Raw genomic sequence first — 15,014 nt, forward strand, 5'->3', positions numbered from 1 at the left:
GTCAGGAGCGCAGCCGACGCACGAGGTCGACGGTGCCGGGCCCGACACCGGGCCCGACGACCCGGTACCCGGCCTTCTTGTAGATCTTCAGCAGGCGGGGCTGGTCGGCACCCGTGTTGAGCCAGAACCTCGTGATGTCGGCCGGAGCCAGGGCCTCGGCGTGGGCGAGCAGGGCGCGACCGAGGCCCTGGCGCTGCAGGTCCGGCGCGACCATGATCCGAGCGATCTGCCAGGTCGTCGGTCGGTGCGGGTCACGTCGCACGCGCACGGACATGACCAGCCGTCCCTCGGAGCGGAAGAGATGGGTCGTCCACTGCCCGAGGTTCTCCGCCACCGTGCCGGCGTCCTCGGCCGGGGCGCCCCACCAGTCCTCGGCGGGCGTGACCATCTCGATCCAGCAGGCCTTCTGCAGCACGGCCAGCTCCGGCGCGTCGGACGGGGTCGCGACGGCGTGGTCGAGATCGGCCAGGTCGCTGGTCGTCGCCGCGGTGTGCAGCAGGTCGGGGCGCCGCGCAGCCGTGCGCGTGAGACGCTGCTCGTGACGCCACGCGGCGATGGCGGCGTGGTTGCCACCGAGCAGGACGTCGGGCACCGTTCGCTCCACACCGTCACCGCCGTCCCACGTCGCCGGCTTGGTGTAGATCGGGTACTCGAGCAGGCCGCCCTCGTGCGACTCCTCGACGAGCGACTCGGCATTGCCGACCACGCCCGGCAGGAGCCGCCCGATGGCCTCGACCATCGCGAGCACCGCGACCTCGCCACCGTTGAGGACGTAGTCCCCCAGCGACACGACCCGCACCGGCATGCGCTCGGCCGCCCACTCGTAGGCCCGCTCATCGATCCCTTCGTAGCGCCCACACGCGAAGGCCAGCCACGGGGCGTCAGCGAGCTCGTGCGCCATCGCCTGGCTGAAGCGTTCCCCACCCGGCCCGGGGACGATGAGCACCGGGGCCCCGCCCGTCGTCTCGTCGGCGGAGTCCAGGACGTGGGTGAGCGCCTCGCTCCACGGCTGGGGCTTCATGACCATCCCGGCGCCACCGCCGTACGGGGTGTCGTCCACCGTGCGGTGACGGTCGTGGGTGAAGTCGCGCAGGTCGTGCACCCGCACGTCGAGGATTTCCTCACGACGCGCCCTGCCGATCAGTGAGAGGTCCAGCGGCGCGAGGTAGTCCGGGAAGATCGAGATGGTGTCGATGCGCATGCTCACTCCCCCTGCTGCTCGATGTCGAGCAGGCCGGGGGGCGCGTCGACCACGAGCCGACCGGCCGACGGGTCGATCTCCGGCACGATCGCCTCGACGAAGGGGATGAGCGTCTCCTCACCGGTGGGCCGGCGCAGGACGAGCCGGTCCTGGGCGGCGCCCAGCTCGAGGGCGATGACCTCTCCGATGACGTCACCGGCGGGTGTGTGCGCCATCAGGCCGACGAGGTCCTTCTCGTACCAGCCGTCGTCCTGCGACTCGTCCGGCTCGGCCAGGACCAGGCGCGTGCCACGCAGGGACTCGGCGCCGGTGCGGTCAGGGATCCCCTCGAAGCCCAGCAACCAGATGCCCCGGTGGACCCGGGCGGTGGCCAGGGTCAGCTGCCGAGGGACGCCGGAACCGACCTCCGCGCGGGTGTCGAAGACGGCGCCTGGGACGAAGCGGGACTCGGGGTCGTCGGTGTGCAGCTGGACGGTCACCTCACCGCGCAGCGCGTGGGGTTTGCCGATCCTGGCGACGACGCGACCCTCGGTTGTATTCATGCGGGCCAAGATACGTCCCTTCTCCACGCCCCCGGACATGACGAGGGGCCGGCATCCGTCACGGATACCGGCCCCGGCCATGACTGGCGAGTCGCCCGGTTGCTCGGGTCAGCGCTCGCGGTCGGTGTCGACGATGTCGATCCGCACGTTCTCGCCACCGGAGAGCGCACCGAGGACGGTGCGCAGCGCGGACGCGGTGCGACCGGAGCGACCGATGACACGGCCGAGGTCATCAGGGTGCACGCGCACCTCGAGGATCTGCCCGCGACGCAGGTTCTTGCTCCGGACGGCGACCTCGTCCTTGTGGTCGACGATGCCGGTGACCAGGTGCTCAAGCGCCTCGTCGAGCATCTCAGGCCTCGGGGTTCTCGGCGGGGGACTCGGCGGGAGCGCTCGGGGCGTCGTCCTTGGCGGCCGGCTCGGCGGCGGCCTGCTCCTTGGCGGCCTCCTTGTCGGCCTTCTTCTTGGAGGTGATCGCCTCGTGCTCGCTTGCCTCCTTGTCGGAGGAGGCGAGAGCGGCCTCGTAGAGCTCCTTCTTGGAGGTCCTCGGCTCCCTGGACTTCAGGGTGCCCTCGGCGCCGGGCTCGCCCTTGAACTTCTGCCAGTCACCGGTGACCTTCAGCAGGGCGGCGACGGCCTCGGTGGGCTGGGCACCCTCGGAGAGCCAGTACAGCGCGCGCTCGCTGTTGATGTCGATGACCGAGGGCTCCTCGGTGGGGTGGTACAGGCCGATCTCCTCGATCGCCCGCCCGTCCCGCTTGGCACGGGCATCCATGACGACGACGCGGTAGAACGGGGCGCGGATCTTGCCCATGCGCTTCAGGCGAATCTTGACGGCCACTGGCGTGGTCTCCTTCAGATCGTGAGCACGGCCAGACCGTGCGCTTCTCGCACGGGGTACCGATGCTCGGGGTGTAGGCATCCGGCGCGCGGACAGCGCGGACGGGTACAGCGGGTCAGTCTGCCAGACCGGGCGGCCACACTTCGAATCCGGACGAGGGCGCCGATCCCGCCGGGGCGAGGGGGAGTCAGCGCCCGGCGACCCGCCGGCCGCGAAGGATCACGTGCTCGGGCGTACCGCAGGTGCGCACGTCCGTGCGGGGGTCCTCGGCGACGACGACGAGGTCGGCGTCCTCTCCCTCGGCGATCGCCGGGCGCCCCAGCCACTCGCGCGAGCGCCAGGTGCCGGCGGCGAGCGCCTCGGTGTGCGAGAAGCCGGCCCGGGTGAGCAGCTCCATCTCCTGGGCAACCAGGCCGTGCGGCAGCGAACCACCGGCATCGGTGCCGACGTAGACGTCGATGCCGGCGTCCCGGGCCGCGGCGATGGTCTCGAAGCGCCGCTCGTGCAGCTCCAGCATGTGCCGGTGGTAGTCGGGGAACTTCTCGGCCGCCGGAGCCGCGATCTGCGGGAAGGTCTCGATGTTGACCAGGGTCGGGACGATCGCGATGCCCTGACGGGCGAAGGCGTCGATGGTCTCGGGGACCAGGCCGGTGGCGTGCTCGATGCAGTCCGTGCCGGCGGCGGCGAAGTCCGCGAGCGACTCCTCGCCGAAGCAGTGGGCGGTCACCCGGGCGCCCTCCTCGTGGGCGGCTGCGATCGCCGCGGTCAGCACGTCGCGCGGCCAGCACGGGGTGAGGTCGCCCGCGTCCCGGTCGATCCAGTCGCCGACGAGCTTGACCCAGCCATCACCGGCCCGTGCCTCTGCCCGCACCCGGGAGACGAGCTGCTCCGGCTCGACCTCGTGGGCGAAGTTGCGGATGTAACGACGGGTGCGGGCGATGTGCCGCCCGGCGCGGATGATCTTGGGCAGGTCGTCGCGCTCGTCGATCCACCGGGTGTCCGCTGGCGATCCGGCATCGCGGATCAGGAGGGTGCCGGCCTCGCGGTCGGTGAGCGCCTGCTGCTCGCTCGTCTCGTCGTCCACCGCCCCGTGGGCATCGAGCCCGACGTGGCAGTGGGCGTCGACGAAACCCGGCAGGACGAATCCCCGGACGGTCTCCACGTCACCGCTCGTCGGCGGCGTGAAGGAGACCTTCCCGTCGATGACCCAGAGCTCGGGGACGCTCTCGTGCTCGGAGACGAGCACCTCTCCCGTGACGTGCAGCACATCAGCCATGGTCCGAGGCTATCCCCGGCGAAGGGTGCGTCAGCGCAGCGCCTCGGAGATCGGCGTGGCACCGTCGTGGAACTCGATCGTGCGGCCCACGGTGCCGTTGGCCTCGAGTACCTCGGTGATCACGCGGGCGACGTTCTCCCGGGAGACCTCTCCGGCGCCGTCGCGACCGACGTCGATGGAACCGGTGGCCTTGCCGTCGGTGAGCTTGCTCGGCCCCAGGACGGTCCAGTCGAGGTCGGTGCCACGCAGGTACTCGTCGGCCGCGGCCTTCGCCTCGGCGTAGTGGACGAAGGGGTTGTCGGCCTCGACTCCGTGGTCCGGGCCGGCTCCGCAGTAGCTGATCATGACGTAGCGCTGCGCGCCGGCCTGCGCAGCGGCGTCCATCGACCGGATCGCGGCATCACGGTCGACCGCGTAGGTGCGCTCCGGGCTACCGCCTCCGGCACCGGCGGCCCAGACGACGACGTCGTGGCCCGCCAACGCCTGGACGAGGCCGTCCGTGTCGAGACGCTCCACGTCGGCCACGAGCGGGGTGCCGCCGACGGACTCGACGTCCCGGGTGTGGTCGGGGTTGCGGATCACGGACGTCACGGAGTGGTCCTGCTCCGTCAGCAGGGGGGTGAGCGCGAGGGCGATCTTTCCATGGCCACCGATGATGGCGATGCGCGACATGACAACTCCTTCTGCTCGAGGTGCGCCCGCGGTGGGCACCCCTCCACCCCATCACATCTCTCAGTCGCGCTCTGAGCTGATCAGTGCGCGCAGGGCGGCAGTGGTGACCGCCGGCTGCTCGGAGTGGACCCAGTGGCCGGCCTCCTTGACCGTCACCTGGCGCACCCTCGGGAAGAGCCGGCGCATCTCGGGCTCGTTGTCCTGCGAGACGTAGGGGGAGTTCGCGCCGGCCAGCCACAGCACCGGACCGTCGAAGGGAGGAAGCGCGGCGATGCGCTCCTGCGGCCATCCGCCGATGGCCGCGATGTCGCGCTCCAGGACCGCCAGGTTGGGCAACCAGCGCCAGCCGTCGCCGTCCCGGCGCAGGTTATGCAGGAGGAATCCGCGGACCGTCGGGTCGGGGGCGGCCTCGCGCATCGCCTCGTCCGCGTCCGCACGACTGCTGACGCGGTCGAGGTCCATCCCACGCATCCCCGCGAGGAAGGTCTCGAACTCGGTGAACGAGGAGGTGGGCGAGGGCGAGATGTCCACGACCGCGAGCCTGTCGATGAGCTCCGGCTCGGTCAGGGCCAGCACCATGGCGGTCTTGCCACCCATGGAGTGTCCGACGAGCGTCCACGGCTCGTCGGGATCGATGGCCCGCAGGGACTCGGCGAGCACCGCGGCCGCATCGAAGTAGTCGATCCGCTCCGACCACGGCGAGTGCCCGTGGTCGGGCATGTCGATCAGGGCGGGCCGACAGACGTCGGCCAGACCCTTGGCGATCTGGTTCCAGTTGCGTCCCTGGCCCAGGAGGCCGTGGCAGAACGCGACCCGGGGGCCGGACTCACCCGAGGTGACAGCGTGCAGGCTCGGCTCACTCATGCCGTCACCGTACTGCCGGGCCGAGACTCACTTGCCGAGGAACTTCCCGAAGCCCTCGGGCAGCTGGCTCGGGTCGAGGTCGGCCGGGTCCGGCTGGCTCGACTCTCCCGCGCCGAAGGCCGAGCCGGGGGAACTCGTGCGCCCGGACGCCTTCTCGGCCGCCTCCCGCTCCTGCTGGGCGCGCTTGGCCGGGTTGCCCGACTTGCCCTTCTTGCGCTGCTGCTGCTTGCCCTTCTTGCGGCCGGCTCCCCCGCCGCCGCCACCCGGCATGCCGGGCATGCCGGGCATGCCGCCACCACCGCGGGCCATCTGCTTCATCATCTTCTGTGCCTGGCCGAAGCGCTCGAGCAGCTGGTTGACCTCGGAGACGCTCACGCCGGAGCCCTTGGCGATGCGCGAGCGGCGCGACCCGTTGATCTGCTTGGGGTGGGTGCGCTCGAAGGTGGTCATCGAGCGCACCATCGCCTCGATGCGGTCGAACTCGCGCTCGTCGAGGTTGTCCAGCTGGGCGGACATCTGTCCCATGCCCGGCATCATCTTCAGCATCGACTTCAGCGAGCCCATCTTCTTGATGGCCGACATCTGCTGCAGGAAGTCGTCGAAGGTGAAGTCCTCCTCGGCGAGGAACTTGCGCTGCATCTCCTCGGCCTGACCACGCTCGAAGGCGCGTTCCGCCTGCTCGATGAGGGTGAGGACGTCACCCATGTCGAGGATGCGGCTGGCCATCCGGTCGGGGTGGAAGACCTCGATGTCGCGGGTCTGCTCACCGACGGAGGCGAACATGATCGGGCGACCGGTGGTGCCCGCGACGGACAGTGCGGCTCCACCGCGGGCGTCACCGTCGAGCTTCGAGAGCACGACACCGGTGAAGTCGACGCCCTCCATGAACGCCTGGGCGGTCTCGACGGCCGCCTGACCGATCATCGCGTCGATGACGAAGAGGACTTCGTCGGGTCGGACCGCCTCGCGGATGTCCGCCGCCTGCTGCATCAGCGCCTCGTCCACCGCGAGCCGACCCGCGGTGTCGACGATGACGACGTCGTGGTGCTGGGACTGCGCGTGCGCGACGCCGGCGCGGCTGACGGCGACCGGGTCGCCGAAGGACTGGGTGCCCTCCCCGGAGTCGCGGACGGCGTCGTGCCCGCCGAGGTTGCCGCGCTCGGGAGCGAAGACCGGCAGTCCGGCCCGCTCGCCGGTCACCTCGAGCTGGGTGACGGCGTTGGGGCGCTGCAGGTCGGCCGCGACGAGGACCGGCGTGTGGCCCTGGTCCTTGAGCCAGGCACCCAGCTTGCCGGCGAACGTCGTCTTGCCCGACCCCTGCAGGCCCGCGAGCATGATGACCGTTGGCGGCCGCTTCGCGAACTCGATCGTGCGGGTGTTGCCACCCAGGATCGTCACGAGCTCCTCGTTGACGATCTTGATGACCTGCTGCGCCGGGTTGAGCGCACCACTGACCTCGGCCCCGGTGGCCCGCTCGCGCACGGCCCGGGTGAAGTCCTTGACCACGGGCAGCGCCACATCGGCGTCGATCAGGGCCATCCGGATGTCCCGGACGGTCTTGTTGACATCGGACTCGGACAGACGTCCCTTGCCGCGAAGGTTCTTGAACGTCGCGGTCAGGCGGTCGGACAGGCTGGTGAACACCCGGCCAAGGCTATCTTCCCCGGGGCCCGCCTTCATCACGGTCTCCACCACACCGGTCGGAGGGGGTCACGACGGGGGTGTCGGGGCAGCGAGTGGCGGACGCGGCGGCCCGCCTGGCGAGAGTTTCGGGCGCCCAGCACACCAGGCGTCCACCGGGTCATCGCACTGACATACCGTTGGGTGGCCGACCACGGCCACATCTTCCGGGGGACACACGTGCCTGTGCGCTCCCGGTCACGAAACAGCAGGGAGCAACATGAGCACGCCACCGCCCCCTCCGGGGCAGTCCGGACCAGAGCCCCGGCAGAACCCGTCCGGGCCGGACCCTTACGGCCAGCAGCCGCCGAGCCCCGGCTACGGATCGAGGGGCGCCGGGCAGGGCGGCTCCGGTCCGGGTGGCCCCTGGGAGACAGGTCCGGGATCACCCTATGACCCACCCCCGAAGAAGGGCGGCGTGCCCACCTGGGCGTGGATCATCGGTGGCGTCGCAGCCCTGACCCTCTTTTGCATCTGCGGTGTCGGCGGGCTGGTGTTCATCGGCGTCATGAACGCCGAGGACTCGCCCACACAGGAACAGACCGAGTCGACCACGTCCGGGTCGACCACCGACGAACCCAGCACCCCCGGATCCAGCACCTCCGAACCCAGCGCCACGAGCACCACTCCGACGGCGCCGGACAGTTCGGTCCCGACGCCCCCAGAGGGGACGACGCCGAACACCAGCAGCCTGAACCAGCTGCCCAAGGACGATGTGGAGAAGCACGTCGCCAAAGGGTTGAGCGGCGCTGGACACACCAGGGACGACATCTCCTGCCCAGAGCATCTCGTGCTCATCAAGGGCAGGACGACGACCTGCACGGCCCCCGTACCCGGCGATCCGGGCGCGCGCTCGGACGTCGAGGTCACGGTTGACTGGGCGGTCATCGACGACGACAACCGGGTCTCGTTCTACCTGTCCTTCCAGCAGTCGCTGAACTGAGGCCGACCTTGTTGTGCAGCCGGCCCGCCGTGTCGACGCGTTGGCTCTGCCCTGCAAGGCGCATCGTCGATCCCAGCGCCGACGCGATCGTCCTCGCGGCCGTGGCGGTACGGGTGAGCATGTCGTCGGGGTCGGTGAGGCCGAGCAGCGCGGTGACGGCGTCGTGCTCCTCGGCGACCAGACGGTCCCGACCACGGCCGGTGACGACGTGCAGGGCGTCGCGCACATCGAGCAGCTGCTCCCGGGCCGGCTCCACCGGCCCGTGGGGCTGATCGGCCGGCCGGGCGCGAGTCAGCGCCCCCAGGACCGCCACGTCCCGCAGCCCTCCGAAGGCCTCCTTCAGGTCGGGCTGGACCTGCTGGGCCAGCTCCCCGTACCGACGGTGCCGCTCGCGCACCGCCTCGACGAAGGGAGGCAGTCGGGTGCGCGCACCGGCACACCAGTCACGCCCCACGCCGTCACGAGCCGTGTCCACCACGACGGGGTCACCGGCGACGAGCGAGAGCTCGAGCAGGCCGGTGGCGGCCGACAGGTCGTCCCCGGCCACCGCACGGCACTGGGCCACCGAACGCACCGCGTGGTCGAGGGAGAGACCCGAGTCCCACACGGGGTACCAGAGCCGCTCGGCCACCCTCTCCAGCTCATCGGCCGGCAGGCTCCGGCCATCGTGGAGGAGGACGAGGTCGAGGTCGCTCAGCGGGCCCGACCACCCGCGGGCGAGGGAACCCACGGCTGCAAGGCCCACCCCTTCGCGCTCCCCCACCGCATCGGTGTACAAGTCGGTGAGCCAGTCACGGGTCACCGCGGCGATGGCCGCCCGACGCGCCCGCCCGGCACCCGGGGTGGCGAACTCCCGGGTACCGGCCAGGTCGAGGCGCGCGGCCCTGATACCCGCACCGACACTTCTCATCGGCCAGCGAGGCTCACAGGGCCTCCTCCCCCTTCTCACCCGTGCGAACGCGGACGACGTCCTCGACGGGGGTCACCCAGACCTTGCCGTCGCCGATGCGTCCGGTACGGGATGCGGTCACGACGGCATCGACGACCGGGCCGGCATCGACGTCCTCGACCAGGATCTCCAGGCGGATCTTCGGCACGAAGTCGACGACGTACTCGGCGCCCCGGTAGACCTCGCTGTGGCCGCGCTGGCGACCGAATCCACTGGCCTCGCTGACGGTCATGCCCGTGATCCCGAAGGACTCCAACGCTTCCTTCACGTCGTCGATCCGGTGGGGCTTGACGATGGCCGTGATGAGCTTCATGAGCGGACCTCCGAGGTGGTTCCGGCCGCAGCGACCGGGGTGGGAACGGGGCCGCTGGCCCCGAGGAATGCGGTGGAGCGAGGTGCGCCCAGGCCCCCGAAGTCGTAGCCGGACTCAGCGTGCGTCGAAGCATCGATGCCACTGGACTCGTCGTCCTCGCTGATCCGCCAGCCCATCGTGTGCTTCAGGACGAGGGCGATGACGATCGTGACGAGCGCCGAGATGATCACTGCGACGAGGGCGATGATGACCTGCACGACGAGCTGGGCGACGCCACCGCCGTAGAGCAGTCCGGTCTCCGTGGCCAGGAACCCGATGGCCACCGTGCCCCAGAGACCGGCGACGAGGTGGACGCCGACGACGTCGAGGCTGTCGTCGTAGCCGAGGCGAAACTTCAGGCCCACGGCCAACGCGCTGAGGGCACCGGCGACAGCGCCGAGTGCGAGCGAGCCCACCGGGGAGACCGACCCTGCCGCCGGGGTGACCGCGACCAGACCGGCGACGATGCCGGAGGCGGCACCGAGCGACGTCGCGTGGCCATCCCGAATCTTCTCCACGAGCAGCCAGCCGAGGATCGCGGCGCAGGTCGCCGTCGTGGTGTTGACCCAGGCCAGCCCGGCGACGCCGTTGGCCCCGTAGGCCGAGCCGGCATTGAAGCCGAACCACCCGAACCACAGGAGGGCGGCACCGAGCATGACCAGCGGCAGGTTGTGCGGACGCAGGACGACCGAGCCGAAACCCGCTCGACGCCCGACGACGACGGCGAGGACGAGGGCGGCGACACCGGCGTTGATGTGCACGACCGTGCCACCGGCGAAGTCGATCGGTTCGGCGATGCCGGCGAAGGGACCGTCGGCGCTGAGCAGGCCGCCACCCCAGACCATGTGGGCCATCGGGAAGTACGCGAGCGTCGACCACAGCCCGGCGAAGACCAGCCAGGTGCCGAACCTGACCCGGTCGGCGATGGCGCCGCTGATGAGGGCCACGGTGATGATGGCGAAGGTCACCTGGAAGCCCACGTCGACGATGACGGGCAGGCCACCGTCGAGGACGAACTCCCCCGAGGCATCGGTGATCGAGTCGGCGAGGCCGAAGTGGGTCAAGGGGTTGCCGACGATGCCACCGACGGAGTCGCTCGCGTAGGACATCGACCACCCCCACAGGACGTAGACGACGCCCACGACGGCCATGGCGCCGTAGGACATCATCATCATGTTCAGGACGGACTTCGTGCGGACCATCCCGCCGTAGAAGAGGGCGAGCCCGGGGGTCATCAGCAGCACGAGTGATGCGCTGACGAGCATCCAGGCGGTCAGGCCGGTGTCGAGTGTGGTTTCCATGCCGCAACCCTGCGTCGCTCATGTTGCGCGGTCGGGGCGTCGTCGTTACCGCAGCATTTCGTGTGGGCCGTCCACGTGAACTTTCGGTGTCGACCGCGACCGGGGCGAGGTCAGCCGACGATCGCGTCGACGAAGGCCTCCGGGACGAAGGGCGCCAGGTCGTCCGGGCCCTCACCGAGGCCGACGAGCTTGACCGGCACGTCGAGCGTGCGCTGGACGGCGACGACGATGCCCCCCTTCGCGGTGCCGTCGAGCTTGGTCAGCACGACGCCGGTGATGTTGACCGCCTCGGCGAAGACCTTGGCCTGGGCCAGGCCGTTCTGCCCGGTCGTCGCGTCCAGGACGAGGAGCACCTCGTCGATCGGATTCTGCTTCTCGATGACGCGCTTGACCTTGGCCAGCTCGTCCATGAGGCCGACCTTGTTGTGCAGCCGGCCCGCCGTGTCGACGATCACCGCGTCGGACTCCATCTCGTGGCCTGCCTTGACCGCGTCGAAGGCGACGGCGGCCGGGTCGGCGCCATCGCGGTCGCTGCGGATGGTCGGCACTCCGACACGCGCGCCCCACGTCTCGAGCTGGTCGGCCGCCGCGGCGCGGAAGGTGTCCGCCGCGCCGAGGACCACGTCGCGGTCGTTGGCGACGAGGACGCGGGCGAGCTTGCCGACGGTCGTCGTCTTGCCGGTGCCGTTGACCCCGACGACGAGGATGCAGGCCGGCCGGCCGTCCACACGGCTGGCCGCGAGGCCTCGGTCCATGGTGGGGTCCACGAGCTTCAGCAGGTCCTGGTAGAGCCAGTCCTTGGCGACCTCGGGGTCGGTGGTGCCGTCGACGGACACGCGCTCGCGCAGGGAGTCGACGAGCTCGGTGGTCGGCTCCATGCCCAGATCGGCCGCCAGGAGGGTGTCCTCGACGTCCTCCCAGTCCTCCTCGGTCAACGACCCCTGGGACAGGAGCGCGAGCAGGCCCTTGCCGATCGCACCGTTGGAACGCGCCAGGCGGGAGCGCAACGAACGCATCCGGTCCCGGGTCGGGGCAGGGGCGTCGAGCTCTGGTTCTGGTGCAGGCTCGGGCTCGGGCGCCGCCTCGGGCTCCGTCGTGGGTGCCTCCTGCGGTGCGGCGTCGGACTCGGTCGGCTCCGCGGTCGGTGCGGTGGCAGCGGTCCGCGCGCGCTCATCCGCGTCGGACTCGACGGGCGTGAAGTCCTCGTCGGTCGTGGCCTCCGGCGTGGCCTGCGGGGTCGTGGTGGCCGCGGCGGGCTCCTCGTCGACCGGCGTCTGCTCTGCGGGACCGGGCTCTGCGAGGGTGGGGTCCGCGGGCTCCTCAGCGGGCGTCTCTGCGGTCTTCCCAGCCAGTCCCTCGTCATCCGGGGTCTCATCCCCCTTCGTCTCCTCCGGCTTGGCATGCTCACTCGGCCGGTCGAGCACGATCGTGCCGCTGCGGTGGTCGGCGGAGCCCTTGGGGCGCTCCGGGGGGCGGTGCTCCGGCGGGAGCTCCTTGCTCTTCCCGCCCCTGCCGCGCAGCAGGCCCACTGCCATCCCCCCGAGGAGGACCAGCAGCGCGACGGCCACGAGGATGTACTCGGTCAACGTGTCGATACCCATCACGGGACCATCTTCGCAGGGTCGGTGAGTGGTTCGGTCAGGCCACCAGGTGGGGCACCGGCGCGTCGGCTGCCGGGTCGTCCACGACCGCCTGCGCCCAGGCCACGAGACCGCCCACATCGATGCCGTGGGGCGGGTCCGTGGCGAAGGGGGCGATGGCCTCCCTCCCGCGAGAGGTCACCGTCCGCGCTCCGCGCGGGTTGCCACGGCGCTGGTGGGTCAGGCCGACCGCGAGCTGGGCCAGGCCCTGCCACAGGGCACGCTCCGGCGCCTGCTGCGGCAGCGACTTCCACTGCTCCTCGAGGACCTCGTGGGCGTGGAAGGGCATCTCCCGGTCCAGGTAGTCCTGGGCCAGCGTCAACGCCTCGTGCGGCGTGCGCTCACGCGCCTCGACCCGCTCGACCCCGGTGGCACCGTGCGGCAGCGGACGGCCGAGCGCGTCGCGGGGTCGGGCGTTCTCGGCACGCCCCTGCCCATCACGGTCTCGAGCCATGTCCTTGGTCTCCTGCGTCCGCCCGGACTCAGAAGAGGCTGACGCGCTCGGCCGGGTCGAGCCACATGCCGTCGCCCTCGCCGGTACCGAAGGCCTCGTGGAAGGCGTCGATGTTGCGCACGGCGTTGCCCCGCACGTCCTGGGGGCTGTGCGGGTCGAGCGACAGCAACCGGATGGCCTCTTCGGTGCGGGCGTCGCCGCACCAGACCCGGGCCCAGTTGGTGAAGAAGCGCTGGTCCCCGGTCAGGCCGGAGTCGTCGGTCTCCGCGGCACGCTCGCCGACAGCGATCCGGTAGGCAGCGTGACCGATGGCCAGTCCCCCGATGTCGCCGATGTTCTCCCCGACGGTCAGGGCGCCGTTGACGGTGTGGCCGGGCGCATGCCGCGTCTCGCGGACGTCGAACTGCTCGATGAGGGCGTCGCGGCGCTCCTCGAAGGCCTCCCGGTCGGACTCGGTCCACCAGTCGCGCAGGTTGCCATGGCCGTCGAAGGTCGAGCCGGCGTCGTCGAAGCCGTGCCCGATCTCGTGGCCGATGACCGCACCGATGCCGCCGTAGTTGTCGGCATCATCCCCCTCGGCGTCGAAGAAGGGCGGCTGGAGGATGGCCGCGGGGAAGACGATCTCGTTCAGCCCGGGGTTGTAGTAGGCGTTGACCGTCTGCGGGGTGAGGAACCACTCGTCGCGGTCGACCGGGCCGCCGAGCTTGCCGAGCGCCCGGTCGACCTCGAAGGCGGCGACCCGGCGCACGTTGCCGACGAGATCGCCCTCGACGATCTGCAGGGCGGAGTAGTCGCGCCACCGGACGGGGTGGCCGATCTTCGGGGTGAAGGCCGCCAGCTTCCTCGTGGCCTCCTGCTGGGTCTCCTGACTCATCCACGAGGACTGCGCGAAGGAGCGGCGGAAGGCCTCGACGAGGTTGTCGACGAGGGTGACCATGCGCTCGCGGGCCGCCGGCGGGAAGTGGCGCTCGACGTAGAGCTCACCGACGGCCTCGCCGAGTGAGGCGTCGACGAGGGAGACGCCACGCTTCCACCGGGCCCGCTGCTCCGGGATCCCCGAGAGGGTGCGGCCGACGAAGTCGAACTCCTCCTCGACGATGCGGCTGTCGAGGTAGGCGGCCAGCGACTGCACGATGCGCAGACGCAACCAGTCGCGCCAGACGGCCAGGTCGACCGAGTTGAGCAGGGAGGACAGCCCGCGCAGGAAGTCGGGCTGGCGTACGACGACCTCGGCGAAGGGAGCGGACGCCCCCAGGGCGGTGGCCCAGGCGGCCCAGTCGATCCGGGGCGTGAGGTCGGCGAGCTGATCAGCGTCCATGAGGGTGTAGGTGCGGATCGGGTCGCGGTTGGCCACCCGGTCCCAGTGGTCCTGGGCCAGCCGGGTCTCCAGGTCGACGACCCGCTCGGCGGCGTCGGTCGCGGCAGCCGGCTCCATGTCGGTCGCCAGGGCGAGCAGACGCGCGACGTGCCCCCGGTACGCGGTGACCGTCGCCTCGTGCTGCGACTGCCGGTAGTACGACTCGTCGGGAAGCCCGAGCCCACCCTGCTCGAGGTAGACGACGTAGCGCGAGGAGTCCTTGTCGTCGGTGTTGACGAAGGGCTGGACGAAGCCGCTGACACCGTCCCGGGCCAGCCGGCCGGTGAGCGTGACGAGATCGGCCACGGAGTCCACCGTGTCGACGGCGCTGAGCAGCTCGGCCAGCGGGCGCGCGCCGAGCTGCTCGGCGCGCTCCTCGTCGAGGAAGGAGCGGTAGAGCGCGCCCACCTTGCCGGCGATCGAGTCGATCGGGCTGTCGGGGTCGGCGCCGACCTCCTCGATGAGGGTGCGCACGTTGCTCTCGGCGCGCTCGCGCAGGACGTCGAAGACGCCGTAGCGACCACGGTCCGCGGGGATCTCGACGGACTCCAACCAGTGGTTGTTCACGTGGCCGAAGAGGTCGTCCTGCGGACGCACCTCCGGGTCGACGGGGCCGCGGAAGTCCACGGCAGCGGCAGTGGCGGAGTGGGTGTCGGTCATGAGGCCTTTCGGTCGCTCGGCGGACCCTGGCGTCGCGTCGAGGTGGCGTGGGTGACGGCCCCCGAGGCGCGGCTGGTGGCATTGTCCGTCGTCTCGCGGACCTTGACCACGACGCGTTCACCCCGGGCGGTCAGGATCTCGCGCCCCTGACGATGGGCAGGGATCGCGACGAGGGCCATTACCGCGGCGGACAGGACGAGGCAGATCAGCAGCCCCACGATTACGGCGGTCATGGGCCCATAGTCCCCTCCGCGACGGCACCGCTCAACTCGACAGGCCGCT

The 15,014-nt window shown here is 70.9% G+C and carries 16 protein-coding genes; 1 reads left to right on the plus strand and 15 read right to left on the minus strand.

Going from position 1 to position 15,014, the window contains the following annotated elements; genetic code table 11:
- Position 1 precedes the first annotated feature (1 nt).
- The 8 genes from trmD to ffh all read right to left on the minus strand — a co-directional run bounded on the left by trmD (position 2) and on the right by ffh (position 7,040).
- The gene (trmD, locus tag BJY20_RS02910; protein WP_185990152.1) at positions 2 to 1,201 is read right to left on the minus strand and encodes a tRNA (guanosine(37)-N1)-methyltransferase TrmD; all 1,200 of its coding nucleotides are present in this window, start codon (positions 1,199 to 1,201) and stop codon (positions 2 to 4) included.
- 2 nt (positions 1,202 to 1,203) lie between these two features.
- On the minus strand, positions 1,204 to 1,743 hold the full coding sequence (gene rimM, locus BJY20_RS02915; RefSeq protein ID WP_185990153.1) for a ribosome maturation factor RimM: 540 nt from the start codon (positions 1,741 to 1,743) through the stop codon (positions 1,204 to 1,206).
- Positions 1,744 to 1,851: 108 nt separating this feature from the next.
- Positions 1,852 to 2,094 carry an RNA-binding protein gene (locus tag BJY20_RS02920; protein WP_185990154.1) on the minus strand — a complete coding sequence of 81 codons (243 nt, stop codon included), beginning with the start codon at positions 2,092 to 2,094 and terminating at the stop codon, positions 1,852 to 1,854.
- Between the two features lies 1 nt (position 2,095).
- Positions 2,096 to 2,584, minus strand: coding sequence for a 30S ribosomal protein S16 (rpsP, locus tag BJY20_RS02925; RefSeq protein WP_185990155.1), 489 nt, complete (start codon positions 2,582 to 2,584; stop codon positions 2,096 to 2,098).
- A 187-nt stretch (positions 2,585 to 2,771) separates the two neighbouring features.
- Positions 2,772 to 3,860 carry an amidohydrolase family protein gene (locus BJY20_RS02930; RefSeq protein WP_185990156.1) on the minus strand — a complete coding sequence of 363 codons (1,089 nt, stop codon included), beginning with the start codon at positions 3,858 to 3,860 and terminating at the stop codon, positions 2,772 to 2,774.
- Positions 3,861 to 3,890: 30 nt separating this feature from the next.
- Positions 3,891 to 4,532 (minus strand): SDR family oxidoreductase, encoded by a 642-nt coding sequence (locus BJY20_RS02935; RefSeq protein ID WP_185990157.1) that lies wholly within the window; start codon positions 4,530 to 4,532, stop codon positions 3,891 to 3,893.
- 60 nt (positions 4,533 to 4,592) lie between these two features.
- Positions 4,593 to 5,396 carry an alpha/beta fold hydrolase gene (locus BJY20_RS02940; RefSeq protein ID WP_185990158.1) on the minus strand — a complete coding sequence of 268 codons (804 nt, stop codon included), beginning with the start codon at positions 5,394 to 5,396 and terminating at the stop codon, positions 4,593 to 4,595.
- A 27-nt stretch (positions 5,397 to 5,423) separates the two neighbouring features.
- Complete coding sequence (gene ffh, locus BJY20_RS02945; protein ID WP_185990159.1) at positions 5,424 to 7,040, minus strand: signal recognition particle protein; 1,617 nt, start codon at positions 7,038 to 7,040, stop codon at positions 5,424 to 5,426.
- Positions 7,041 to 7,494: 454 nt separating this feature from the next.
- Between ffh and BJY20_RS02950 the strand changes: the two genes are divergently transcribed.
- On the plus strand, positions 7,495 to 8,019 hold the full coding sequence (locus BJY20_RS02950) for a DUF4333 domain-containing protein (RefSeq protein ID WP_185990160.1): 525 nt from the start codon (positions 7,495 to 7,497) through the stop codon (positions 8,017 to 8,019).
- On the opposite strand, the gene BJY20_RS02955 is transcribed toward BJY20_RS02950, so the two are convergent.
- The 7 genes from BJY20_RS02955 to BJY20_RS02985 form a co-directional block, all read right to left on the minus strand.
- The gene (locus BJY20_RS02955; RefSeq protein WP_185990161.1) at positions 7,961 to 8,929 is read right to left on the minus strand and encodes a [protein-PII] uridylyltransferase family protein; all 969 of its coding nucleotides are present in this window, start codon (positions 8,927 to 8,929) and stop codon (positions 7,961 to 7,963) included. The genes BJY20_RS02950 and BJY20_RS02955 overlap by 59 nt on opposite strands.
- 13 nt (positions 8,930 to 8,942) lie before the next feature.
- Positions 8,943 to 9,281: a P-II family nitrogen regulator gene (locus BJY20_RS02960; protein WP_185990162.1), complete on the minus strand. Its 339-nt coding sequence runs from the start codon at positions 9,279 to 9,281 to the stop codon at positions 8,943 to 8,945.
- Positions 9,278 to 10,621, minus strand: a complete 1,344-nt coding sequence (locus tag BJY20_RS02965) for an ammonium transporter (protein ID WP_185990163.1) — start codon at positions 10,619 to 10,621, stop codon at positions 9,278 to 9,280. Before BJY20_RS02965 ends, BJY20_RS02960 begins: the two co-directional genes overlap by 4 nt.
- Before the next feature lie 110 nt (positions 10,622 to 10,731).
- Positions 10,732 to 12,222, minus strand: coding sequence for a signal recognition particle-docking protein FtsY (gene ftsY, locus BJY20_RS02970; RefSeq protein ID WP_185990164.1), 1,491 nt, complete (start codon positions 12,220 to 12,222; stop codon positions 10,732 to 10,734).
- A 37-nt stretch (positions 12,223 to 12,259) separates the two neighbouring features.
- Entirely contained in the window at positions 12,260 to 12,715 is a 456-nt protein-coding gene (locus tag BJY20_RS02975) for a DUF309 domain-containing protein (protein WP_185990165.1), read from the minus strand.
- A gap of 28 nt (positions 12,716 to 12,743) precedes the next feature.
- Positions 12,744 to 14,732 carry a M13 family metallopeptidase gene (locus BJY20_RS02980; RefSeq protein WP_185990166.1) on the minus strand — a complete coding sequence of 663 codons (1,989 nt, stop codon included), beginning with the start codon at positions 14,730 to 14,732 and terminating at the stop codon, positions 12,744 to 12,746.
- The gene (locus BJY20_RS02985; RefSeq protein WP_185990167.1) at positions 14,729 to 14,965 is read right to left on the minus strand and encodes a hypothetical protein; all 237 of its coding nucleotides are present in this window, start codon (positions 14,963 to 14,965) and stop codon (positions 14,729 to 14,731) included. Before BJY20_RS02985 ends, BJY20_RS02980 begins: the two co-directional genes overlap by 4 nt.
- Positions 14,966 to 15,014: the final 49 nt, after the last annotated feature.

The sequence above is a fragment of the Janibacter cremeus genome (assembly GCF_013409205.1).
Lineage (GTDB): Bacteria > Actinomycetota > Actinomycetes > Actinomycetales > Dermatophilaceae > Janibacter > Janibacter cremeus.